This window comes from Streptomyces sp. NPDC002446 (genome assembly GCF_053595675.1).
This window is the reverse complement of the sequence record NZ_JBSFYC010000060.1, coordinates 18,312-40,273: the sequence shown is the minus strand read 5'-3', so window position 1 is coordinate 40,273 and position 21,962 is coordinate 18,312. Positions and strand designations below refer to the sequence as shown.

22 protein-coding genes are annotated in these 21,962 nt (G+C 73.0%); 12 read left to right on the top strand and 10 right to left on the bottom strand.

What is annotated here, in order from left to right:
- Window positions 1-11 precede the first annotated feature (11 nt).
- The 8 genes from ACWD6P_RS27835 to ACWD6P_RS27800 all read left to right on the top strand — a co-directional run bounded on the left by ACWD6P_RS27835 (window position 12) and on the right by ACWD6P_RS27800 (window position 6,783).
- Window positions 12-797 (top strand): amino acid ABC transporter ATP-binding protein, encoded by a 786-nt coding sequence (locus tag ACWD6P_RS27835; RefSeq protein WP_451446907.1) that lies wholly within the window; start codon window positions 12-14, stop codon window positions 795-797.
- Between the two features lie 56 nt (window positions 798-853).
- On the top strand, window positions 854-1,765 hold the full coding sequence (locus ACWD6P_RS27830; RefSeq protein ID WP_451446906.1) for a glutamate ABC transporter substrate-binding protein: 912 nt from the start codon (window positions 854-856) through the stop codon (window positions 1,763-1,765).
- A gap of 130 nt (window positions 1,766-1,895) precedes the next feature.
- Entirely contained in the window at window positions 1,896-2,543 is a 648-nt protein-coding gene (locus tag ACWD6P_RS27825; RefSeq protein WP_451446905.1) for an amino acid ABC transporter permease, read from the top strand.
- Between the two features lie 100 nt (window positions 2,544-2,643).
- Entirely contained in the window at window positions 2,644-3,579 is a 936-nt protein-coding gene (locus ACWD6P_RS27820; RefSeq protein WP_451446904.1) for an ABC transporter permease subunit, read from the top strand.
- 185 nt (window positions 3,580-3,764) lie between these two features.
- Window positions 3,765-5,663, top strand: coding sequence for an FAD-dependent monooxygenase (locus ACWD6P_RS27815; protein ID WP_451446903.1), 1,899 nt, complete (start codon window positions 3,765-3,767; stop codon window positions 5,661-5,663).
- Complete coding sequence (locus ACWD6P_RS27810; protein ID WP_311044721.1) at window positions 5,656-5,742, top strand: putative leader peptide; 87 nt, start codon at window positions 5,656-5,658, stop codon at window positions 5,740-5,742. Before ACWD6P_RS27815 ends, ACWD6P_RS27810 begins: the two co-directional genes overlap by 8 nt.
- An 80-nt stretch (window positions 5,743-5,822) precedes the next feature.
- The gene (locus ACWD6P_RS27805; RefSeq protein WP_451446902.1) at window positions 5,823-6,365 is read left to right on the top strand and encodes a cysteine dioxygenase; all 543 of its coding nucleotides are present in this window, start codon (window positions 5,823-5,825) and stop codon (window positions 6,363-6,365) included.
- A gap of 37 nt (window positions 6,366-6,402) precedes the next feature.
- The gene (locus tag ACWD6P_RS27800; protein ID WP_451446901.1) at window positions 6,403-6,783 is read left to right on the top strand and encodes a rhodanese-like domain-containing protein; all 381 of its coding nucleotides are present in this window, start codon (window positions 6,403-6,405) and stop codon (window positions 6,781-6,783) included.
- Window positions 6,784-7,012: 229 nt separating this feature from the next.
- Here ACWD6P_RS27800 and recX read toward each other — a convergent pair whose 3' ends face one another.
- From recX to ACWD6P_RS27780, 4 genes are all read right to left on the bottom strand, one after another.
- Window positions 7,013-7,666, bottom strand: coding sequence for a recombination regulator RecX (recX, locus tag ACWD6P_RS27795; RefSeq protein ID WP_451446900.1), 654 nt, complete (start codon window positions 7,664-7,666; stop codon window positions 7,013-7,015).
- A gap of 6 nt (window positions 7,667-7,672) precedes the next feature.
- Window positions 7,673-8,794, bottom strand: a complete 1,122-nt coding sequence (recA, locus tag ACWD6P_RS27790; protein ID WP_451446899.1) for a recombinase RecA — start codon at window positions 8,792-8,794, stop codon at window positions 7,673-7,675.
- A gap of 222 nt (window positions 8,795-9,016) precedes the next feature.
- Complete coding sequence (locus tag ACWD6P_RS27785; RefSeq protein ID WP_451446898.1) at window positions 9,017-10,282, bottom strand: AI-2E family transporter; 1,266 nt, start codon at window positions 10,280-10,282, stop codon at window positions 9,017-9,019.
- A 120-nt stretch (window positions 10,283-10,402) separates the two neighbouring features.
- Window positions 10,403-10,597 (bottom strand): DUF3046 domain-containing protein, encoded by a 195-nt coding sequence (locus tag ACWD6P_RS27780; protein WP_384434446.1) that lies wholly within the window; start codon window positions 10,595-10,597, stop codon window positions 10,403-10,405.
- Window positions 10,598-10,675: 78 nt separating this feature from the next.
- On the opposite strand from ACWD6P_RS27780, the gene ACWD6P_RS27775 reads away from it, so the two are divergent.
- Window positions 10,676-11,599 (top strand): hypothetical protein, encoded by a 924-nt coding sequence (locus ACWD6P_RS27775; RefSeq protein WP_451446897.1) that lies wholly within the window; start codon window positions 10,676-10,678, stop codon window positions 11,597-11,599.
- 69 nt (window positions 11,600-11,668) lie between these two features.
- Here ACWD6P_RS27775 and ACWD6P_RS27770 read toward each other — a convergent pair whose 3' ends face one another.
- Genes ACWD6P_RS27770 through ACWD6P_RS27760 form a run of 3 tightly spaced genes read right to left on the bottom strand, consistent with a single transcriptional unit; the run spans window position 11,669 to window position 13,759 of the window.
- Window positions 11,669-11,977, bottom strand: coding sequence for an AzlD domain-containing protein (locus tag ACWD6P_RS27770; RefSeq protein ID WP_451446896.1), 309 nt, complete (start codon window positions 11,975-11,977; stop codon window positions 11,669-11,671).
- The gene (locus ACWD6P_RS27765) at window positions 11,974-12,816 is read right to left on the bottom strand and encodes an AzlC family ABC transporter permease (protein WP_451446895.1); all 843 of its coding nucleotides are present in this window, start codon (window positions 12,814-12,816) and stop codon (window positions 11,974-11,976) included. Before ACWD6P_RS27765 ends, ACWD6P_RS27770 begins: the two co-directional genes overlap by 4 nt.
- Before the next feature lie 58 nt (window positions 12,817-12,874).
- Window positions 12,875-13,759, bottom strand: a complete 885-nt coding sequence (locus ACWD6P_RS27760; RefSeq protein ID WP_451446894.1) for an AraC family transcriptional regulator — start codon at window positions 13,757-13,759, stop codon at window positions 12,875-12,877.
- Between the two features lie 136 nt (window positions 13,760-13,895).
- On the opposite strand from ACWD6P_RS27760, the gene ACWD6P_RS27755 reads away from it, so the two are divergent.
- From ACWD6P_RS27755 to ACWD6P_RS27745, 3 genes are all read left to right on the top strand, one after another.
- Window positions 13,896-18,701: an Lhr family helicase gene (locus tag ACWD6P_RS27755; protein ID WP_451446893.1), complete on the top strand. Its 4,806-nt coding sequence runs from the start codon at window positions 13,896-13,898 to the stop codon at window positions 18,699-18,701.
- A 78-nt stretch (window positions 18,702-18,779) separates the two neighbouring features.
- Window positions 18,780-19,589 (top strand): Fpg/Nei family DNA glycosylase, encoded by an 810-nt coding sequence (locus ACWD6P_RS27750; protein ID WP_451446892.1) that lies wholly within the window; start codon window positions 18,780-18,782, stop codon window positions 19,587-19,589.
- Window positions 19,590-19,649: 60 nt separating this feature from the next.
- Window positions 19,650-20,426 carry an SDR family NAD(P)-dependent oxidoreductase gene (locus ACWD6P_RS27745; protein ID WP_451446891.1) on the top strand — a complete coding sequence of 259 codons (777 nt, stop codon included), beginning with the start codon at window positions 19,650-19,652 and terminating at the stop codon, window positions 20,424-20,426.
- On the opposite strand, the gene ACWD6P_RS27740 is transcribed toward ACWD6P_RS27745, so the two are convergent.
- The 3 genes from ACWD6P_RS27740 to ACWD6P_RS27730 form a co-directional block, all read right to left on the bottom strand.
- Window positions 20,374-20,697 carry a hypothetical protein gene (locus ACWD6P_RS27740; protein ID WP_451446890.1) on the bottom strand — a complete coding sequence of 108 codons (324 nt, stop codon included), beginning with the start codon at window positions 20,695-20,697 and terminating at the stop codon, window positions 20,374-20,376. The two genes, ACWD6P_RS27745 and ACWD6P_RS27740, sit on opposite strands and share 53 nt — an antisense overlap.
- Window positions 20,698-20,793: 96 nt before the next feature.
- Window positions 20,794-21,267 carry a Dps family protein gene (locus tag ACWD6P_RS27735; protein ID WP_451446889.1) on the bottom strand — a complete coding sequence of 158 codons (474 nt, stop codon included), beginning with the start codon at window positions 21,265-21,267 and terminating at the stop codon, window positions 20,794-20,796.
- 242 nt (window positions 21,268-21,509) lie between these two features.
- Window positions 21,510-21,893 (bottom strand): helix-turn-helix domain-containing protein, encoded by a 384-nt coding sequence (locus tag ACWD6P_RS27730; RefSeq protein ID WP_033267408.1) that lies wholly within the window; start codon window positions 21,891-21,893, stop codon window positions 21,510-21,512.
- Window positions 21,894-21,962: the final 69 nt, after the last annotated feature.

Below are 21,962 nucleotides of genomic sequence, written 5' to 3'. Positions count from 1 at the left end.
GCTGTACGCCGATGAGCGAAGTATCGGTGACCAAGAACGCCGAGGGTCCCGCACAGACAGGGGACCAGCTGGTCGTGCTGGACAACGTGAACAAGCACTTCGGCGCGCTGCACGTGCTCCAGGACATCGACCTGACGATCCACCGGGGTGAGGTCGTCGTCGTGATCGGGCCTTCGGGGTCCGGCAAGTCGACGCTCTGCCGCACGATCAACCGCCTGGAGACCATCGACTCCGGCAGCATCACCATCGACGGGAAGCCACTGCCGCAGGAGGGCCGGGAGCTCGCCCGCCTCCGTGCCGACGTGGGCATGGTCTTCCAGTCCTTCAACCTCTTCGCACACAAGACGGTGCTGGAGAACGTGATGCTGGGCCAGACCAAGGTCCGCAAGACGGACAAGGCGACCGCCGAGCAGAAGGCCCGCGCCCTGCTGGACCGGGTCGGCGTCGGCACCCAGGCGGACAAGTACCCCGCACAGCTCTCCGGTGGCCAGCAGCAGCGCGTGGCGATCGCCCGCGCACTGGCGATGGACCCCAAGGTGATGCTGTTCGACGAGCCGACCTCCGCGCTCGACCCGGAAATGATCAACGAGGTGCTGGACACCATGCAGCAGCTCGCCCGGGACGGCATGACGATGGTCGTGGTCACCCATGAGATGGGCTTCGCTCGCTCCGCGGCGAACCGGGTCGTCTTCATGGCGGACGGCCGCATCATCGAAGAGGCCGAGCCGAACCAGTTCTTCAACAACCCGCGCAGCGACCGCGCCAAGGACTTCCTGTCGAAGATCCTTCATCACTGAGGCCGTAGTTGGGCCACCATCATTGCCAACACCTGCTGAACCAAAGGATGTTCACCATGAGGATGCGTAAGACGGCCTCGGCCTGTGCGGTGGTGCTCGCGCTGGCGGCCACGGCGACCGCGTGCGGCGGCGAGTCGGGTACGGCGGGCGACAAGCCGGCCGGCGGCGATGTCTTCAGCGGCACGTACAAGGTCGCCTCGGGCGTCAAGGTCGACTCCGCGGTGCTGAAGAAGGCGCAGAAGGCCAAGAAGATCGTCATCGGTGTCAAGGCCGACCAGCCGTTCCTGGGCTTCAAGGACCCGTCGACCGGCAAGTACTCCGGTTTCGACATCGAGATCGCCAAGATGGTCGCGGCGGACCTGGGCTTCTCCGAGAAGCAGATCGAGTTCAAGACGATCGACTCCAACGTCCGTGAGACCACCATCTCCAACGGCCAGGTCGACTACTACGTCGGTACGTACACGATCAACGACGAGCGCAAGAAGCAGGTCGGCTTCGCGGGCCCGTACTACACCGCCGGCGCGGACCTCCTGGTGCGCAAGGACGACAAGGCCATCACCGGTCCGGACACCCTCAAGGGCAAGAAGGTCTGCTCGATCGTCGGCTCGACTCCGCTGCAGGAGATCAAGAAGGCCAAGTACGGCGCCGACACCAGCGAGCAGTCGAAGTACTCGGACTGCGTGAAGTCCCTGCTCGACGGCCAGGTCGACGCGGTCACCACCGACGACGCGATCCTCAAGGGCTACGCCGCCCAGCGTCCGGAGAAGCTGCGGGTCGTGGAGAAGCCGTTCACCAAGGAGCCCTACGGCGTCGGCATGGACAAGGCCGACAAGGCCCTGCGCGACGCGATCACCAAGGCCCTGGAGAACCACATCAAGAACGGCGACTACAAGAAGGCGTACGAGGGCACGCTCGGCAAGTCCGGTGCGAAGTTCACCGCTCCGGAGACGCCGCTGCCGCGGTACTGAGGCGCTCACGCACCCACCGGACTGCGCTGCCCCGTACGCCCGCCGCGGCGGGTGTACGGGGCGCGGTGTCTTCCCCCGCCTGTGACTGACTTCCCGCCGTCGACCCGATGACCGCTACCGCGGAGACCCCATGAACGTACTCCTCGATTATCTGCCCGAGTTCCGGGAAGGATTTCTCGGAACCCTGGCGATCACCGTGTCCAGCGCCCTGCTCGCGCTGGTACTCGGCGTGCTCATAGCCGGTTTCCGGGTCTCGCCGATTCCGCCGCTGCGCGCCTTCGGAACGGCCTGGGTCACGGTGCTGCGCAACACGCCGCTGACGCTGCTCTTCCTGGTCGCGTTCTTCGTCGTACCGCAGATCCTCTTCCAGGGCGCGAGCCCCTATGTGCTCGCCACTCTGGCGCTCGGCTTCTACACCTCCTCCTTCGTGTGCGAGGCGGTGCGCTCCGGCATCAACACCGTGCCGCTGGGGCAGGCGGAAGCCGCCCGCAGCATCGGCATGACGTTCACCCAGACCCTGAGCCAGATCGTGCTCCCCCAGGCCACCCGCACCGTCCTGCCGCCGCTGAGCAGCATCTTCATCGCGCTGACGAAGAACTCCGCGATCGCCGGAGCGTTCGGCTACGGCGAGCTGTTCAACGTCTCCAAGCTGCTCAACGACAAGGGATACGCGATCGCCTGGATCTTCCTGTGGACCGCGCTCGCCTACCTCATCATCACCTTCGCCATCAGCGGCGTCTTCCGGCTGCTGGAGCGCCGGATGGGAGTGGCCCGATGAGCGGACACGGCACGGGGGTCCCCGCGGCCGACGGCCGGGGCAGGATCAGCACGACGGGGATGCCGCGCACCGGCGGGGCGGAACGAAGCGAGGTAACGGCATGAGTGGCGCCAGTGTTCTCTACGACGTGCCGGGCCCGAAGGCCAGGGCACGCAACCGCGTCTACACCGTGGTCGGCGCCCTCGCGGTACTGGGACTCCTCTCGTTCGTCGTGATGCGGCTGAACTCCGAGGGCCAGCTCGAGCCCGAGGTGTGGAACATCTTCAACAACGCCGGTGTGCGGACCAGCATCCGCGACGGCCTGCTGACGACCCTTCAGGTCTTCGCGGTCGCGGCGGTGCTGTCACTGGCGCTGGGTGTGCTGCTCGCGGTGGCCAGGCTCTCGGACCACAAGCCGGTCCGCTGGTTCGCGGCCGGGTTCATCGAGCTCTTCCGCGCCGTCCCGCTGCTGATCACGATCTACGCGCTGTGGGTGATCCTGCTCAGCAACCGGGGCGCCCTGGGGCTCACCGACAACCAGCCGCAGTTCTGGGCGCTGGTCATCGGGCTGACGGTCTACAACGGCTCGGTGCAGGCAGAGGTGCTGCGGGCCGGCATCAACTCCGTGCCCAAGGGCCAGCGCGAGGCCGCCTACGCACTGGGCATGAGCAAGACCCAGGTCATGACGACGGTGCTGATCCCGCAGGCCGTCCGGGCGATGCTGCCGACGATCATCAGCCAGCTCGTGGTGACCCTGAAGGACACCTCCCTCGGCTACATCATCACGTTCGAGGAACTGCTCTTCATCGCCCGCCAGATGAGCACCAACATCATCGTCAACGGCAACGACACCTACGTCCCGGTCATCGTCGTCACCGGCACCATCTACGTCGCGATGTGCCTGACGCTGTCCGCCCTCGCCAACTGGATCGAGCGGCGCGGCCGGCGGGCGAAGACCGGTATCGCCGTGGCCGCGGCCGACGAGCCGGTGGCAGCCACCGACGCCATGGAGGTCGCCGACCCGGTGCCCGGCGGGCCGGTGACCGAGAAGGACTGACGGTCCGGCGGGCCGTCGCGTGGCTCATAGGGGACCGTCCGGAGGCGGTGGCAACGGCGCCACCGCCTCCGTCACTTGACGCGAGCGGCCGCAGTGGGTTGCATACGCTGTGTGATCACGCACCGGGCTCCAACTGCCAGTTCCCGCATGTCCCGTACGCACCAGCGGCCCCTGGGAGCTGCGCCGTGGACCCGGTGATCGTCGTCGGGGCGGGCCCGGTCGGCCTCTCCCTCGCCCTCGCCCTCGCCCGGCTCGGCGTCCCCTCCGTCGTCCTCGACGAGACCTCCGGCGAGGAGGACACCCGGCCCGCCCGCACCGCCGTGCTCCGCCCGGACACCGCGGCCTTCGTCGGGCGGCTCGGCTGCGCCGACACCCTGGAGAGCGCCGGCACCCGCTGGGCGGCCTGGCGCATCATGCGCCGCCGGCGGCTGGTCGAGCGCGTCGCCTTCGCCGCACCGGCCCCCGACGACGCGGCCGGCGCCGCCCTCGCGTCCCCCGTGCACCTCCCCCAGCACGCGCTCACCCGTGCCCTGCGTGCCGCGCTCGCCCACGAGAAGCTCGCCGAGATCGTCACCGACAGCCGGCTCGTCGACGTCGAGCAGGACGAGCACGGCGTCAGCGCCCACACCCGCGGCGCCAACGGCACGTGGTGGCGCGGGAGTTACCTCATCGGCTGCGACGGGCCGCGGTCGACCGTGCGCAAGCTGCTGGACATCCGCTTCCCGGGCCGTACGGCCGTCGAGCGGCATGCGGTGGCCGCGCTGCGCTGCGAACTCCCCTGGCCCGGCGAGGCGCTGCTGCACCGCTCGCCGCCCCGGCACAGCGCCGGGCCGGGCGGCGAGGTCTCCGCGCGCCCGCTGGCCGGCGGCGTCTGGCGGCTGGACTGGCTGCTGCCGCCGGGACGCGAACTGGTCACGCCGGACGCCCTGGTCGCCCGGATCCGTGACTCCCTGGCCGGCTGGACCACCGAATCCCCGGCGGAGCCCGGCACCGCCGCCGGCCCGGACCCGACCGGGGCGGCCGGGCACGGCCACGGCCGGCTCGTCCCGCCGTACGAGCTCCTCGACACCGGCGTGCACACCGTCCACCACCGGCTGGCCCGCTGCTGGCGGCAGGGCCGGGCCTTCCTCGCCGGGGACGCCGCGCATCTGCTGGGCGCGCTGGGCACCCAAGGCCTGGACGAGGGGCTGCGGGACGCCGAGAACCTCGCCTGGAAGCTCGGTCTGGCCTGGCACCACGGCGCCTCCGAGCTGCTGCTCGACAGCTACCAGGCCGAGCGCCGGGGCGCGGTCGCGGCCCGGCTGCGCGCCGCGGACCAGGCGCTGCCGCTGCTGCGGGACGGCCGCTCGGCCCGCTGGCGCACCGTACTCCCGGGCGCGGCGCGCGGCCGCAGCACCTTGCTGACCAACGGCCATCTGGGCCGCGGCCCGCTGGGTGCGCCGCCGGTCTACGCCCGCACTCCGCTGGCACCGCCCGCCCCGCCCGCCGAGGGGCCGCTCGTCGAGACGCCCCCCGGGGCGCCGGCCGCGGATGTCGCGGTGACCGCGTCCGACGGGTCGGCGGTCCGGCTGCGCGACCGCCTCGGCCGCGGGCTGCTGGTGGTGCTGGTGGCCCCCGGCACCACCGTCTGGGACCGCCGGCACTGGCAGTCGGCGGGGCTGATGCCCCGTCTGACGAGCGCGGTCGCCGCCCTGCCGATGCCCGCCGAGATCCTCGTCACGGAGTCCTACCCGGGTGCCGCCGCCCACACCGTGCTGGTCGTACGCCCGGACGGCCATCTGGTCACGGCACTGTCCGGCGTCCGCCCGGCGGAACTGGCCGCGTGCGCGGAGGCGGTACGGGGCGGGGCCCATGGGCGCGGCGCCGGTGCGGGCCGACGGGCCGGGCCTGCCGGGCCTGCCGGGCCTGCCGGGCCTGCCGGGGAGCCTGAGCCGTCGGGGGCGGCGGGGGCGGCCCAGACGCCCGGAACGCCCTGGGCGGCGGACTCGCCGAGCACCTCGGGGCACGGCGAGAGCGGCGACGGCGACGGGTCCGCCGCGGTTGACCCTGTGGGAACCTCCATGCTTCACTCCGAGAGTGACTGATCACAGCTCGCGATTCTGGCGGAGGGTCCATCTGGACCTGGTCCGCTATGCGGGCTGCATGTGTCGTCCGTCCTGCTGATCCGCATCCCCTTCCCGCGCGGCCACCTGCCCCTGTCGGCAGCCGCGCCTCTTCGCGATCACCACTCAGGACGGTTTCCTGTGCCCGACGTACGTACCTCCGCGCGCCCGCGTGCCCTCGCCGATGACGGCGGGCCCAGCGCATCCGAACTCCTCGACTTCGTCCGCCGCACCGCCGAGGACGCGGCGCTCGTCTCCTCGCTCCCGCTCGACCCCGAAGGCCGCACCTGGATCCGGCTGGACGGGCCGGGCGGCAGCGAGGCCTGGCTGATCGGCTGGCCGCCCGGCACCGGCACCGGCTGGCACGACCACGGCGGCTCCCGCGGTGCCTTCGCGGCGGCCGCCGGTGAGCTGACGGAACAGTCGCTCGCCGTCCAGCTGCCCACCGAGGGCTGGAAGACCCTGGAACTCGCCGATGACGTGGACCGGGAGCGCAGGCTCAGCGACGGCCGCGGCCGGGCGTTCGGCCCGCACCATGTCCACCAGGTGCTCAACATCTCCCAGGACACCCATGCGGTGTCGGTGCACGCCTACTATCCGCCGCTGCCGCTGATGCGCCGCTACAGCCGCACCGGCGACGTACTGCGCCTCGAAGAGGTCGAGCGCCCGGAGGAATGGACATGAGCGAGCGGAGCGGGGTTCCGGCGAGCGAGGTTTCGGTATGAGCGCGGTCGACGAACTGCTGGCACGCGCCCGGCGCGAGCTGGGAGCGCGGGTGGGCCCCCGGGAGGCCGCCGCCGTCCAGGAAGCCGGCGGCCTTCTGGTCGACATCCGGTACGCCCAGCTGCGGGAGCGTGACGGCACCATCCCCGGCGCCCTGATCGTGGAACGCAACGAGCTCGAATGGCGCCTCGACCCCACGGGCGAACACCGTGCCCCGGAGGCGACCCACCACGATCTGCCGGTCGTCGTCATCTGCAACGAGGGCTACGCCTCCACGCTCGCCGCCCTCTCCCTCCGCCAACTGGGCCTGCACCGGGCAACCGACCTCGCAGGCGGCTTCCAGGCCTGGCGAGGAGCGGGACTGCCGGTACGGGTCTGACCTCCGCCCCGTCCCGGCCCGCGGCCTCCAGCCCTCTGGCCTCCCAGCCCTCTGGCCTCCCTGTCCGCCTGTCTTCCTGTGCTGGTTTCACGGTGCACCGGTCTTCCTGTCCGCCGGTCTTCCTGTCCGCTGGCCTCCCTGTCCGCTGGCCGCACGGTGCACCGGGCTGCCCGGACCCGGGCCTCCTGGTGTCCGCGTGTGCGCGCCTCCTGGTGTCCCCGTTTCCGGGTCAGGCGTCCGGCAGATGCTGCTCCAGCAGTTCCGGATCCTCGCCCTCCGCCTCCAAGGCCTGTTTGACGACGCGGAGGGCGAGGCCCTCCGAGTAGCCCTTGCGGGCCAGCATTCCGGCCAGGCGGCGGAGGCGCTTCTCGCGGTCCAGTCCTCGGGTGGCACGCAGCTTGCGGTCGACCAACTCGCGGGCGGTGGACTCCTCCTGTTCGTGATCGAGGCGGCCGACGGCCACATCGATCAGGGCGGAGTCCACCCCCTTGGTCCGCAGTTCGCGGGCCAGAGCGCGCCGGGCCAGGCCGCGCCCGTGGTGGCGGGACTCCACCCAGGCGTCGGCGAAGGCCGCGTCGTCGATCAGCCCGACGTCCTCGAAGCGGGACAGCACTTCCTGTGCGGCCTCGTCGGGGATGCCCCGCCGGCGCAGGGCGTCCTCCAGCTGTCTGCGGGTACGCGGATTCCCGGTGAGCAGGCGCAGGCAGATGGCCCGCGCCTGCTCCTCGGGGGTACGCGGTGGTCCCGGCTCGGCCCTCGACGAGGCGGAACCACCGCTGTTCTCGTGGCCATCACGGCCCCTGCGGCCGCTACGGGTCTCGGCGTCACCGGCAGCGCTGCTGGTCGTGTCCTCGCTGTCCGGCCATTCCGTTCGCCGTGTCATGGCGGGCTAGCTCTTGGCCGCGGCGGCCTTGGAACCCTTGGCGCCCTTGGCCGCCGGAGCCGGAGCGGCGGCGGCCGGGTCGGCGGCCGCGCCCGCGGCGTCCGCGCCGGGCTCCGCCGCCGGGTCCTGCGGCTTGACGCCGATACCGAGCTTCTCCTTGATCTTCTTCTCGATCTCGTTGGCGAGATCCGGGTTGTCCTTGAGGAAGTTGCGGGCGTTCTCCTTGCCCTGGCCGAGCTGGTCGCCTTCGTAGGTGTACCAAGCGCCGGACTTGCGGATGAAGCCGTGCTCCACACCCATGTCGATCAGGCCGCCCTCACGGCTGATGCCCTGGCCGTAGAGGATGTCGAACTCGGCCTGCTTGAAGGGCGGGGAGACCTTGTTCTTGACGACCTTGACGCGGGTGCGGTTGCCGACCGCTTCCGTGCCGTCCTTGAGGGTCTCGATGCGGCGGATGTCCAGACGCACCGAGGCATAGAACTTCAGCGCGCGGCCACCGGTCGTGGTCTCCGGCGAGCCGAACATCACGCCGATCTTCTCGCGGAGCTGGTTGATGAAGATCGCGGTGGTCTTGGACTGGTTGAGCGCGCTGGTGATCTTACGGAGCGCCTGGCTCATCAGCCGGGCCTGGAGACCGACGTGGGAGTCGCCCATCTCACCCTCGATCTCGGCCCGCGGCACCAGGGCGGCGACGGAGTCGATCACGATGAGGTCGAGCGCGCCGGAGCGGACCAGCATGTCCGTGATCTCCAGGGCCTGCTCGCCGTTGTCCGGCTGGGACAGGATCAGGGCGTCGGTGTCCACACCGAGCTTCTTCGCGTACTCCGGGTCGAGGGCATGCTCGGCGTCGATGAACGCCACGGAGCCGCCGGCCCTCTGGGCGTTCGCGACCGCGTGCAGGGTCAGGGTCGTCTTACCGGAGGATTCCGGGCCGTAGACCTCGATGACGCGGCCGCGGGGGAGACCGCCGACGCCGAGCGCCACGTCGAGCGCGGTGGATCCGGTGGGGATGACCTCGATGGGCTCCTTCGACCGCTCCCCCATGCGCATCACGGCGCCCTTGCCGAATTGCCGTTCAATCTGTGCGAGCGCGGCGTCCAGCGCCTTCTCGCGGTCAGTGCCTGCCATGGGTTCCACCCGATTTGCTTGAGTCGATCGCTTCACGTCCATGACGCTAACGCCTGCCACTGACAATGCGCCCGGACCCGGCTCCAGCCTGTGGATAACTCCGCGAAATCCCCGGAATCACGGGCCGGATCCCCCATGAGAATGGATGTTCGATTTTACTGTCAAGCGGTACCCGCGGCCCGCCTGTGCGAGCCGCCGCCCGCCCGGCTCATGGGCGGAGCGTCACTGACCTTCCCGGCCGCCCTGCCCGTCCCGGCCCGTCGGGGCCTTCTGCAGGGGCCCCGGCCGTGCCTCGTCCGGCGTGCGGCGGATGCGGGCGAGGAGGCGGGCGGCCCGCCCGGTGCCGGCCCTGCCGTGGACCCGCAGGTCGTCGGGGACGTCGTAGCGCTTGACGTATGCGCCGAGGAACGCCTGCAGGGTCGCCGTCGCCGGGATCGCGATGAGCGCACCGACCGCACCCATCAGGGCCGTACCGGCGACGACCGATCCGAAGGCGACGGCGGGGTGGATGTCCACCGTCTTGGCGGTGATCCTCGGCTGCAGGAGGTAGTTCTCGAACTGCTGGTAGATCACGACGAAGCCGAAGACCCACAGGGCGTGCCAGGGGTCGACGGTGAACGCGATGAGGATGGGCAGCGCGCCCGCCATGTACGTGCCGATGGTCGGTATGAACTGGGAGACCAGGCCCACCCACATGCCCAGCGCGGGGGCGTAGGGGACGCCCATCAGCTCCAGCAGGACGTAGTGCGCGATGCCGGAGATCAGCGCCATCAGGCCGCGGGAGTAGAGGTACCCGCCGGTCTTGGCGACGGCGATCTCCCAGGCGCGCAGCACCTCCGTCTGGCGGCGGGGCGGAAGCACCGAGCACAGGGCACGGCGCAGCCGGGGGCCGTCGGCGGCGAAGTAGAACGAGAACAGGGCCACCGTCAGGAGGTTGAACAGGCTGCCCAGCACCGTCGCGGAGACGGCCAGGACGTTGTTGGCGCTGTCCTGGACGTACTTCTGCAGCCAGTCGGACCTGAGCAGGTTGTTCTGCACCTCGACCCGCGAGAGGTGGGTGTGCAGGGTGCTGTTCATCCAGCTGATGACGGAGTCCAGATACTGCGGGAACTCCTCGACCATCGTGGCTATCTGGCCGGCGAGCATGGAGCCCAGGAGCGTGAAGAAGCCGGCCGCGGCGACGAGGATGCCCAGGAACACCAGCCCCGTCGCCAGCCCGCGCCGCATGCCGCGGGCCGCCATCCAGTCGACCGCCGGCTCGACGGCCAGCGCCAGGAAGAAGGCGATCAGTACGTTCAGCAGCAGCGTGATCAGCTGGTGGAATCCCCAGATGGCGAGCTGGTAGCACCCCACGAGGGCGAGCGCGAGCACCATGGCGCGCGGCAGCCAGCGCGGCATCCGCGCGTCGGACCGCGCCTCGGGCGGGTCCGCGCGCCGGTCCTCGGACCGCGGAACGTCGTTGCTGGTGATCTCATCAGACACGGGCACGCAGCCAAGTGTCGCGCACCGCGCTGACAGTTCCGGTCCTGGCCCGCGGCTCCGTCCGCGATGCCCGGCCTGCGGGGCTTTCCGGCCGGGCCGTGACCGGGCGGCGCCCCGCCGCCGCGCTCAGCGCTTGTCGTGCGGCACGTCCATCACCGAGCAGACCACCCGCCAGACCTCCTTGGCGCTCCAGCCCGCGTCCAGCGCCTCGTGGACGGTCCGGCCGCCGAGGCCGGACATCACATGATCGCGCGCGAAGGAGTCGGCGTAGCCCGCGCCGAAATGATCCGCCATCCGCTGCCAGAAGACCGTCAACCGCATGCCCCCAGTATCCCGCCCTGGGAGGGCAGCGATGCGGGAGCCGCTGTCACCGGGCAGTTTCGGCCCTACGGTCGGGCCATGGCCGAAAACGCAAGCCCCTCCCCGACCCCTCTGGCGCGCGCCGAGCGCTTCGTCTGGCTGACCGCCCGGGTGCTGGAACAGCGGCTCTTCGAGTACCACTTCCTCGGCGGCGGGGCGGACCCGGTCGAGACCGCGCTCGCCGCGTACCGCAATGACGACGACGGCTACGGCCACGCCCTGGAGCCCGATCTGCGCGGCCCCGTCAGCCAGCCGCTGCACACCGCGCACGCCCTGAAGGTCCTCGATCAGATCGGGCGCTGTGACGGCCGCCAGGTGGAGCGGATCTGCCGCTATCTGACGAAGATCTCGACCCCGCAGGGCGCGCTGCCCGCGCTGCACCCCTCGCTGCGGGGCTATCCCGCGGCGCCGTGGATCCCGGTGGTCGACGATCCGCCGAGCGCGCTGCTGGCCACCGGGCCCGTGGTGGGGATGCTGCACCGCAACGAGGTGTGGCACGCCTGGCTGTTCCGGGCCACGGACTACTGCTGGGCGGCCGTGGAGTCCCTGAAGGAGACCCATCCGTACGAGGTCGAGGCGGCGGTGGCCTTCCTGGACGGCGCCCCGGACCGGCCCCGGGCGGCCGCGGCGGCCGAGCGGCTGGGCCGGCTCGTACGGGAGCAGGGCCTGGTGCTGCTGGACCCGGAGCGCGCCGCGGACGTCCCGGTGGCGGAGGGGTACGCCCCCGGGGAGCATCACCTGGCGTACGACTTCGCGGCCGCGCCCGGCTCACTGGCCCGCAGCTGGTTCACCGATCAGGAGATGGACCGGGCACTGGACCACCTCGCCGCGCTCCAGGAGGAGGACGGCGGCTGGCCGATCAACTGGCGGGCGTGGGCCCCGGGGACCTCGCTGGAGAGCCGCCCGATGGTGACGCTCAGGGCGCTGCTGACCCTGCGGGCCTACCGGCGGCCCCTCGGCTGAGCGTCCGCCCGGGGGCCGGGCCGTCGGCGGTGGCCCGGCGGGCGGGCTGCCCCGCCCGCCGGGGGGACGTCACCCGGTCAGTGCCCGCACCCCGGCGGTGACGACCACGGCGACGCCGACGACCAGCAGGAACGGCGCCCGCAGGACGAGCGCCAGGGCCGCGGCGGCCACGCCCGCGGCCCTGGCGTCGAGCATCAGGTACCGGCCGTCGCTGAAGGTCTGCTGGGCGGTGAGCGCCGCCAGCAGGGCCACCGGGAGCAGCGCGGCCAGCCGCTTGACGAGCGGGCGCTCCAGTACGCCGGCCGGCGCCGACAGGCCGAGGTACTTGACCAGGTAGCAGCCGACGGCGGTGGCGCCGATCGCGATCCAGATGCTCATGCCCGGTCCTCCTCGGTGGCGGTGCCGCATGCCGCGCTGCCGTTGTGGCGCGCCGCGCTCTCGCTCGCGCTGCCGGCCCGGCCCGCGCCCGGTTCCCGCGCCGCCCGTGCCCGCTCCCGGCGCCCCTGTACGACGAGGACGGCGGGCGCGGCGAGCGCGGAGAGCAGGACCGGGACGCCGGTGGGCAGCAGCGGCAGCGCCACCATGACCACCACCACGGCCAGCCCGGCCGCCGCCCGCTCGACGGTGGTCTTGAGCATCGGCGCGAGGAGCGCCAGGAAGACCGCGGGGCTGGCGGCGTCCAGGCCCCAGGCGTCGGTGTCGCCGAGTGCCTCGGCGCCCAGGGCTCCCAGGAAGGTGGTGAGGTTCCACAGGGCGTAGAGGCTCAGCCCGGTGACGGTGAAGCCCAGACGGGCGCTGCGGCGGTCGGGCTGGGCCAGGGTGACGGCGGAGGTCTCGTCGATGACCCAGTGGGCGGCGAAGGGCCTGACCGTCGCCCGGTAGCCGAGGACGGCGGACAGCCGCAGTCCGTAGAACGCGTTGCGGACACCGAGGAAGAAGGCTCCGGCCGCGGCGGTGAGCGGGTTTCCGCCCGCGGCGAGCGCGCCCACCAGCGCGAACTGCGAGGCGCCGGTGAACACCAGCAGGCTGAGCGCGCAGGTCTGCAGAAGGCTGAGGCCGGCGCCGGCCGAGGTGACGCCGAAGGCGAATCCGGACAGGCCCACGGCGACGCCGACGCCGAGGGCGTCCCTGACGACGGCGGAGTCGGGCTTGGCCGGGTTTGCCGCTCCCGGCGGCGCGGCCGGGCCGGTGGTGCGTATCTCTGTCTGTTCTGGCACGCCCCGGACCTTAGGAGTGGGTGCCCTTGGCGGTCTTGTACGTTCTTGCGGCCGCCCGCTACCCCGCGCGCTCCCTGCGGTACGCCCCCGGTGGCACGCCGACGATCCGGGTGAAGTGCCGGTTCAGATGGGGCTGATCGCTGAAGCCGACCGCCAGGGCGGTCTGGGCGGGTGCGGTGCCCGCCTCCAGGAGCCTGCGGGCCCGGCGCACCCGGGCATCGATGAGCCAGGTGTGCGGCGGCATGCCGTACGCGGCCTTGAAGGCCCGCAGCAGGGCGAAGGGGCTGGTGCCGAGCTCCTGCGCCAGCTTCTCCAGGGAGGGCGGGTCGGGCATCCGCTCCTCCAGGACGGCGCGGGCGCGGGCGGCGGTGCGTGCGCCCGCGCTGCGCGGTGTACGGGCCGGGAGCGGGCCGCCGTAGCGGCGCAGCAGCCGGGCGACGGCGATCCGCAGCAGGCTGTCGGCGGCGAGCGCGTTGCCCGCCTCGGCGGCCCCGTGGATCTCGGTGATCATGCGGCCGAGGTGCGGGTCCTCGGCGGTGGTGCGGGCGAATCCGGCGGTGCCGCGCAGCGTCGTCGTCTCCTCGGCTATCTCGGCGACGACCTCGGACGACGGGTAGAGAGTGGCGTAGGACCAGCCCTCGGGCGCACCGGCCCGCGCGGTGTGGGCGACCTCCGGGTTGATCATGATGATGCCGCCGTGGCCGGCCCGCACGGTGCCGTTCTGGAGCCCTACCTCCTCGATGCCGGAGGTGACCGCGCAGACGACGTAGCCGTCGTGGGCGTGGCGGGGGAAGGCGTGCCGGACGTAGCGGGCGCGCAGCAGGTCGAGGCCGGGCAGCCCGGCGTACCGCCAGTGGCGCGCCCACTCCCCGCGCGCCTGCGGCACGGTGTCCGCGCCGGGCGCCCCGCCGATGATCGCGCCGTCCCCGCTCGCCGTGGCCATGCCCCCATTCTGCGGCCGCGGGACCGCTCCCGACCTGCGCGTCCACAGCATGGACGGGCGGTGCGGGGCCCTGTCCGCGGCGGACGGGGGCCGGCGCGGGGCCGCGTTGTCAGTGGTGCGGTGCACGATGGGGGACATGGCCAAGGCAGCGCTCGACTCGTTCTCGCCCGCGACCCGCGGTTGGTTCGCCGCGGCGTTCAGCGCGCCCACCGCCGCGCAGGAGGGCGCCTGGCGGGCGATCGGCGCGGGCTCGGACGTCCTGGTGGTGGCGCCGACGGGCTCCGGCAAGACCCTCGCCGCCTTCCTCGCGTCGCTGGACGCGCTGGCGAGCACGCCGCCGCCCGCCGAGCCGAAGAAGCGCTGCCGGGTGCTGTACGTCTCACCGCTGAAGGCGCTGGCGGTCGACGTCGAGCGCAATCTGCGCAGTCCCCTGACGGGCATCCGCCAGGAGTCGGTCCGCCTGGGGCTGCCGGAGCCCGACATCACGGTCAGCATCCGCTCCGGGGACACGCCGCCCGCGGAGCGCCGGTCGATCGCCAACCGCCCCCCGGACATCCTCATCACGACCCCCGAGTCGCTGTTCCTGATGCTGACGTCCTCGGCCCGGGAGGCGCTCGCGGGCGTCGAGACGGTGATCGTGGACGAGGTGCACGCGGTGGCCGGTACCAAGCGCGGCGCGCATCTGGCGCTGTCCCTGGAGCGGCTGGACGAGCTGCTGGAGCACCCCGCGCGCCGGATCGGGCTGTCGGCGACGGTGCGGCCGGTGGAGGAGGTGGCCCGCTATCTGTCGCCCGGGCGCCGGGTGGAGGTCGTCCAGCCGCCGTCCCAGAAGCGCTTCGACCTCTCGGTGGTCGTGCCCGTGGAGGACATGGGCGAGCTGGGCGGCGCACCGGTACAGGAGGGGGAGACGGGCGAGAAGCCGTCCATCTGGCCGCAGGTCGAGGAGAAGATCGCCGATCTCGTCCAGGCCCATCGCTCCACCATCGTCTTCGCCAACTCCCGCCGTCTGGCGGAGCGGCTGTGCAACCGCCTCAACGAGATCGCCTACGAGCGCTCCACCGGCGCTGTGCTTGATGCGCGCGGCTCCGCCACGGCCCTCCCCGAGCACCACTCCCCGGCGCAGCTGATGGCCCAGGCCGGCGCCGCCAAGGGGGCGCCGGCGCTGCTGGCCCGCGCGCACCACGGCTCGGTGTCCAAGGAACAACGCGCCCAGGTGGAGGAGGACTTGAAGGCGGGCCGGCTGCCGGCCGTGGTGGCCACGTCCAGTCTGGAGCTGGGGATCGACATGGGCGCGGTCGATCTGGTCGTCCAGGTGGAGTCGCCGCCGTCGGTCGCCTCCGGGCTGCAGCGGGTCGGCCGGGCCGGGCATCAGGTCGGCGCGGTCTCCACGGGCATCGTCTTCCCCAAGTACCGCGGCGATCTGGTGCAGGCGGCCGTGGTCACCGAGCGGATGCGCTCGGGCGCCATCGAGGCGCTGCGGGTGCCCGCCAATCCGCTGGACGTGCTGGCCCAGCAGCTCGTCGCCATGACCGCGATGGACACCTGGGACGTCGAGAAGCTGCTGGCCGTCGTCCGGCGGGCCGCCCCGTTCGCCGCGCTCCCCGAGTCGGCGTTCACGGCCGTGCTGGACATGCTCGCGGGCCGCTACCCCTCCGACGCCTTCGCCGAGCTGCGGCCGCGCCTGGTGTGGGACCGCGTCGCGCAGACCGTCACGGGCCGCCCGCAGGCCCAGCGCCTGGCCGTCACGTCCGGCGGCACGATCCCCGACCGCGGCCTGTTCGGCGTGTTCCTCGCCGGCGGGGACTCTGGGAAGGGGGGCGGGCGACGGGTGGGAGAGCTGGACGAGGAGATGGTCTACGAGTCCCGCGTCGGCGATGTCTTCACGCTCGGCACGACGTCCTGGCGCATCGAGGACATCACCCGCGACCGGGTGCTGGTCACCCCCGCCCCCGGGGTCCCCGGCCGGCTGCCGTTCTGGAAGGGCGACCAGCTGGGCCGCCCCCTCGAACTGGGCCGTGCGCTGGGCGCGTTCCTCCGGGAGATCGGCTCGATGTCCCCGGAGGACGCCCGGTCCCGGCTGGCCGCCGCCGGTCTCGACGGCTGGGCCACCGACAACGTCCTGGGCTATCTCGCCGAGCAGAAGCAGGCCTGCGGCCATGTCCCCGATGACCGCACGATCGTCGTCGAGCGGTTCCGCGACGAGCTCGGCGACTGGCGGGTGGTCGTCCACTCCCCCTTCGGCGCCCAGGTCCACGCCCCCTGGGCGCTGGCCCTCGGCGCCCGTCTCGCCGAGCGCTACGGCATGGACGCCCAGGTGATGCACGCCGACGACGGCATCGTCCTGCGGCTGCCGGACGCCGATCTGATGGGCCTCGACCTCCTCGACGGGGACGGCGGCTTCGGCCCGTCGGCCGATCCGGGCCCGGCCGCCCGCGGCGCGGAGTACGACCCGGAGCAGTCCCCCGTCGGGGCCGCCGACGTCGCCTTCGACCAGGGCGAGGTCGATCAGCTCGTCACGGACCAGGTGGGCGGGTCCGCGCTGTTCGCCTCCCGGTTCCGCGAATGCGCCGCCCGTGCGCTGCTGCTGCCGCGGCGCAGCCCCGGCAAGCGCACCCCGCTGTGGCAGCAGCGCCAGCGCGCCGCCCAGCTCCTCCAGGTGGCCAGCGAGTTCGGGTCCTTCCCCATCGTGCTGGAGGCCGTCCGCGAATGCCTCCAGGACGTCTTCGACGTACCGGGCCTGACGGAGCTGATGGGCGACATCGAGGCCCGCCGGGTCCGCCTGGTGGAGGTCACCACCCCCGAGCCGTCCCCGTTCGCCCGCTCGCTGCTGTTCGGCTATGTCGCCCAGTTCCTGTACGAGGGCGACTCCCCGCTCGCCGAGCGCCGCGCCGCCGCGCTGTCGCTGGACTCCCGGCTGCTGGCCGAGCTGCTGGGCCAGGCCGAGCTGCGCGAGCTGCTGGACGCCGAGGTGCTGGCCGAGCTGGAGCGCGAGCTGCAGTGGCGTACGGAGGACCGGCGCGTCAAGGACGCCGAGGGCGTCGCCGACCTGCTGCGGCTGCTGGGTCCGCTGACGGACGCCGAGCTGGCCGAGCGCGGCGCGGACCCGGCGTGGCCGGAGGAGCTGGCCGCCGCCCGCCGCGCCATCCGGGTGCGGATCGCCGGCGCCGACCACTGGGCCGCCGTCGAGGACGCCGGACGGCTGCGCGACGCACTGGGCACGGCGCTGCCGGTCGGCGTCCCGGAGTCGTTCACCGAACCGGTCAAGGACCCGCTCGGCGACCTGCTCTCCCGTTACGCGCGCACGCACGGCCCGTTCACCTCCGAGCAGGCGGCCGCCCGCTTCGGCCTGGGCACGGCCGTCACCGACGGGGCGCTGCACCGCCTCGCGGCCTCCGGACGCGTCGTCCAGGGGGAGTTCCACCCCGCGGGCATCGGCCAGGAGTGGTGCGACGCCCAGGTGCTGCGCAGGCTGCGCCGCCGCTCGCTCGCCGCGCTGCGCGAGGAGCTGGAGCCGGTGCCGCCCGCCGCGCTCGCCGCGTTCCTGCCCCAGTGGCAGCACGTCAGCGCGCCACGCCCGGCGCAGCCGATCGGGCAGCCGGCGCCGCTCGCCGGCGCGTCACACAGCCTGCGCGGCATCGACGGGCTGGTGCGCGCCATCGAGCAGCTGCAGGGCGCGCCGGTGCCGGCCTCCGCCCTGGAGAAGCTGGTGCTGCCGTCCCGCGTCGGCGGCTACACCCCCGCCCTGCTGGACGAACTCACCGCCACCGGCGAGGTGTTGTGGGCCGGCGCCGGCGCGCTCCCCGGCAAGGACGGCTGGCTCTCCCTGCATCTCGCCGAATCCGCCCCGCTGCTGCTCCCGCCGCCCCTCCCCCTGGAACTGACCGCCCTGCACGAGTCGTTGCTGACCGCCCTCGCCCCCGGCTACGGCCTGTTCTTCCGCCAGCTCGCCGACCAGGTCCGGGCCACCACCCACCCCGACGCCACCGACCCCCAACTGGCCGACGCCCTGTGGGATCTGGCCTGGTCGGGCCGGCTGACGAACGACACCCTCGCCCCGCTGCGCGCCCTCCTGGGCTCCGGCCGCACGGCCGGCTCGACCGCCCACCGCGCCCGGCGGGCCATCCCGCGCGGCAGATACGGATCGTTGACCGGGCGGGCCGGAGCGGGAGGCGGCCGCCCCACCGCCTCCCGCTCCGGCCCGCCGACCGTCGGCGGGCGCTGGTCGCTGCTGCCCGCCCCCGAGACGGACGCCACCCACCGCGCCCATGCGCTGGCCCGTACGCTCCTGGACCGGCACGGCATCGTCACCCGCGGGGCGGTCGCCGCCGAAGGGGTCGAGGGCGGATTCTCCGCGGCGTACCGGGTCCTGTCGGCGTTCGAGGAGTCCGGTCAGGCCCGTCGCGGCTATGTGGTCGAGGGGCTGGGCGCCGCCCAGTTCGCGATGGACGGCGCGGTGGACCGGCTGCGGGCGGTCAGCACCCAGCGGGAGCGCGCGGCCGACGAGGCGCTGCCGGGCGGGAGCCCGGCCGGCTCCCGGTCCGGCGGCCCGCGGCGCGCCCTCGTCCTGGCCGCCGCCGACCCGGCCAACGCCTACGGCGCCGCCCTGCCCTGGCCCGATCCGCCGGAGGGCTGCACCCACAAACCCGGGCGCAAGGCGGGCTCGCTCGTCGTCCTGGTCGACGGTGAGCTGACGCTCTATATGGAGCGGGGCGGCAAGACCCTGCTCATCTGGCCGCTCGGTCATGACCCGGCCCAGGCGGCCACGGACCCCCGCCTCCGGCTCGCGGTCGAGGCGCTCGTCGACGCCGCCCGGGCCGGCGCGCTGGGCACGATCACGACCGAACGCATCAACGGCGCCGCGGCCCTCACCTCCCCCTTCGCCACCACCCTGGAGCCGGCCGGTTTCCACCCCACCCCGCGGGGGCTGCGACTGCGGGGCTGACGGCCCGGCCGGCCCACCGCCGACGGAGCCGCGGCCCGCGACCCCGCCCCCGCCCGCCGCGCCCGGCATGATGGTGGCATGCCCGAAGGCGACACCGTCTGGCGCTTGGCCCAGCGCCTCCACGAAGCGCTGGCCGGCCGGCCGCTGACCCGCTGCGACCTGCGCGTTCCCCGGCTGGCGACGGTGGACCTCACCGGCCGCGAGGTGCTGGCGGTGGTCCCCCGCGGCAAGCACCTCCTGACCCGCTTCGAGGGCGGGCTGACCCTGCACTCCCATCTGCGGATGGACGGGGCCTGGAAGATCTACGGTCCGCACGAGCGCTGGCGCGGCGGCCCGGCCCACCAGATCAGGGCGGTCCTCGGCACCGCCGGGCACACCGCCGTCGGCTACCGCCTCCCCGTCCTCGATCTGCTGCGCACCGACGACGAGCCCCGGGTGGTCGGCCATCTGGGGCCCGACCTCCTCGGCCCGGACTGGGACCCCGCCGAGGCCCTGCGCCGGCTGCTCGCCGCCCCCCGCCGGCCCCTGGGCGAGGCCCTTCTCGACCAGCGCAACCTCGCCGGGATCGGCAATGTCTATAAGTCCGAGCTGTGCTTCGTGCTGCGCGCCTCCCCCTGGCTGCCCATCGGAGAGCTCCCCGCCCCGGAGCGGGTGCCCGCGCTCGCCAAGAAGCTCCTGGAGGCCAACAAGCGGCGCCCGGCCCGCACCACCACTCCCAGCAGCCGGCCCGATCGCCGGCTGTGGGTCTACGGCCGGGCCGGCCGCCCCTGCCTGCGCTGCGGTACGGCGGTGCACACCGCCGACCAGGATCCCGCCGCGGAGGAACGCGTCACCTACTGGTGCCCCGCCTGCCAGCCGGACCAGCCGGGGCCGCCCACCGGCCCCTGAGGCACACGACCCCCGTCCCACCAATTGACGCCCCGTCAGATCTCTCCCTACCCTCGCGTCATGCCCCTCACGGCGTACGACCTCACGGGACGCACCGCGCTCGTCACCGGCGCGGCCAGGGGCATCGGCCGTGCCACCGCCGTCCTCCTCGCCGAGGCCGGCGCCACCGTCCACTGCGCGGACCTCGACGAACGGGGCGCGCGGGCGACCGCCGCGGCGATCACCGCATCGGGCGGCGCCGCGCATCCGCACCCCCTCGATGTCACCCGCCGCGACCAGGTCGCCGCCGTGGTCGACGCCGCCCGCGCGGCCACCGGCCGGCTCGACGTGATGGCGAACATCGCCGGGATCATGCACTCCTCCCCCGTACTGGAGACCGCGGAAGAGGATCTGGACCGGGTGTGGAGCACCAACTTCAAGGGCGTGCTCTACGGCTGCCAGGAGGCCGCCCGCGCCATGATCGCCACCGCCACCCGGGGATCCATCGTGACCATGGCCTCCGGCGCGATCGACACCGGCGCGCCCGGCCTGCTCTGCTACGGCGCCGCCAAGGCCGCCGTCGTGCAGCTCACCAGGACCCTGGCCACGGAGGTCGGCCGGCACGGCATCCGCGTCAACGCCGTCGCTCCGGGCTGGATACGCACGCCGATGACCGACCGCCACAGCGCCGAGGCCCAGCAGCAGGCGGAACGGCCGATGATCCGGAGGTCACCGCTGGGGCGGGTGGGAGAGCCCGAGGACGTCGCGCATGCCGTGCTCCATCTGGCCTGCGACGCCTCGTCCTTCACGACCGGCCAGATCCTCCGTCCGAACGGCGGCGTCGCCATGCCCTGGTGAGCACCGCCCGAACCCCCCGGATCAGGCCCCGCCGGCATCTGCCCTCGCTCCGCCCCGTCCACGGGACGCAGTGCACCGGCAGCAGACTCAGCCCCCAGCCGCCCAGCGTCACGGCCCCCTCGACCACACCCGCCGACTGCGGCCACACCACCAGCCGGACCGCCGCCCACCACCACAGGCCCCCGACGACGACCGCGGATATCCAGCGCCCCGGCACGGCCCGCGGCCGCCGGGCAGCCGGCTCACGGGCCGGGAATCCACGCCTCGCCATGGGTGCCTCCTCCGGCCGACGCTAGACGGGGCTCGCCGTCGACGGGGAGAGCGCACCGGCGCACTTCCGGCGCACAGGCACCACCGCACGCCCTGATCAGTGATGGGCCTCGGCCTGGAACATCCAGTGGTGCTTCTCCAGGTCGGCGGTGAGGCCGATGAGGATGTCCTGGCTGACCGGGTCCGGCTCGGCGGTGGCGGTGATCCGCTCGCGCATCCGGGCGATGACCGCACCCAGCGCGCTCACCATCGCCCGCACCACCTCACCGTCCTTGATCCAGCCGTCCTGCACCTCACCGATGCCGCTGGTCTTGGCGACGGTGACGGCCCGGCCGTCGGGGGACACCCCGATCGCGGACGCCCGCTCGGCCACCGTGTCGGCGTGCTTGCGCGCACTGGCGACCACGTCGTCGAGCTGGAGGTGTACGGAGCGGAAGCGCGGGCCGATGACGTTCCAGTGCACCTGCTTGGCCACGAGGGAGAGGTCCACCAGGTCGACGAGGGCTCCCTGAAGGGCGGTCCCGACGGTGCTGCGGTCTTCGTCGGACAGTGTGCTCTTGACGACAGACATCCAGATACTCCTGTTCAGGCGAGCCATACGGCGAGTGATCAGGGGGTCTACGGAGGAAAGCACCCGTAATCAATCGGGCGATTCATTACATTTCGCCATCGTATAAATGAATCGTCCGCTCCGGGCGGCTCGGGCGGGCCGGCCGGGAGCGCGCACCGCCGTCGTCCGTCCCGTCCTCCCGGGCAGCGCAGAGCCCCGGCGGGCTGCTGCCCGCCGGGGCTCGGTACGTACGAACAGGGGTGTCAGGCCGCGACGACATCCACGACGTCGGCCGGGGACTTGATGGTCACGCGCTCCTCCGGCACACCGGCCAGCGACGTGACGGACACCGAATTGAGCTTCGGCCGCACCGGTGCGGGCACCGGGTCGCTCGCGGCCGCGGACGCTGCCAGCTCGGCGAGCGCGAGCTCGTCGCTGACCTCCCGCATGAGCTCGGACATGCGCACATCCAGCGCGTCACAGATCGCCGAGAGCAGCTCGGAGGACGCCTCCTTCTGGCCCCTCTCGACCTCGGACAAATAACCGAGCGATACCCGGGCGGAGGACGAGACCTCGCGCAGGGTTCGGCCCTGGCGCTGACGCTGTCGGCGCAGCACGTCACCCAGCAGGCGACGAAGCAGAATCATCGCTGGCTCCCTCCTCGGACCTCGGATCCGGATCCTTCTCGCCCCACCGTACCGCCTCGGGCCGTACGT

What these genes read in the sequence shown, in the direction of transcription:
- ACWD6P_RS27775 (WP_451446897.1), top strand. Translation starts at nt 10,676, where the DNA reads ATGGCCGAAAACGCAAGCCCCTCCCCGACCCCTCTGGCGCGCGCCGAG.
- ACWD6P_RS27820 (WP_451446904.1), top strand. Translation starts at nt 2,644, where the DNA reads ATGAGTGGCGCCAGTGTTCTCTACGACGTGCCGGGCCCGAAGGCCAGG.
- ACWD6P_RS27745 (WP_451446891.1), top strand. Translation starts at nt 19,650, where the DNA reads ATGCCCCTCACGGCGTACGACCTCACGGGACGCACCGCGCTCGTCACC.
- ACWD6P_RS27770 (WP_451446896.1), bottom strand. Translation starts at nt 11,977, where the DNA reads ATGAGCATCTGGATCGCGATCGGCGCCACCGCCGTCGGCTGCTACCTG.
- ACWD6P_RS27780 (WP_384434446.1), bottom strand. Translation starts at nt 10,597, where the DNA reads ATGCGGTTGACGGTCTTCTGGCAGCGGATGGCGGATCATTTCGGCGCG.
- ACWD6P_RS27730 (WP_033267408.1), bottom strand. Translation starts at nt 21,893, where the DNA reads ATGATTCTGCTTCGTCGCCTGCTGGGTGACGTGCTGCGCCGACAGCGT.
- ACWD6P_RS27760 (WP_451446894.1), bottom strand. Translation starts at nt 13,759, where the DNA reads ATGGCCACGGCGAGCGGGGACGGCGCGATCATCGGCGGGGCGCCCGGC.
- ACWD6P_RS27825 (WP_451446905.1), top strand. Translation starts at nt 1,896, where the DNA reads ATGAACGTACTCCTCGATTATCTGCCCGAGTTCCGGGAAGGATTTCTC.
- ACWD6P_RS27740 (WP_451446890.1), bottom strand. Translation starts at nt 20,697, where the DNA reads ATGGCGAGGCGTGGATTCCCGGCCCGTGAGCCGGCTGCCCGGCGGCCG.
- ACWD6P_RS27755 (WP_451446893.1), top strand. Translation starts at nt 13,896, where the DNA reads ATGGCCAAGGCAGCGCTCGACTCGTTCTCGCCCGCGACCCGCGGTTGG.
- recX (WP_451446900.1), bottom strand. Translation starts at nt 7,666, where the DNA reads ATGACACGGCGAACGGAATGGCCGGACAGCGAGGACACGACCAGCAGC.
- ACWD6P_RS27735 (WP_451446889.1), bottom strand. Translation starts at nt 21,267, where the DNA reads ATGTCTGTCGTCAAGAGCACACTGTCCGACGAAGACCGCAGCACCGTC.
- ACWD6P_RS27750 (WP_451446892.1), top strand. Translation starts at nt 18,780, where the DNA reads ATGCCCGAAGGCGACACCGTCTGGCGCTTGGCCCAGCGCCTCCACGAA.
- ACWD6P_RS27800 (WP_451446901.1), top strand. Translation starts at nt 6,403, where the DNA reads ATGAGCGCGGTCGACGAACTGCTGGCACGCGCCCGGCGCGAGCTGGGA.
- ACWD6P_RS27835 (WP_451446907.1), top strand. Translation starts at nt 12, where the DNA reads ATGAGCGAAGTATCGGTGACCAAGAACGCCGAGGGTCCCGCACAGACA.
- ACWD6P_RS27830 (WP_451446906.1), top strand. Translation starts at nt 854, where the DNA reads ATGAGGATGCGTAAGACGGCCTCGGCCTGTGCGGTGGTGCTCGCGCTG.
- recA (WP_451446899.1), bottom strand. Translation starts at nt 8,794, where the DNA reads ATGGCAGGCACTGACCGCGAGAAGGCGCTGGACGCCGCGCTCGCACAG.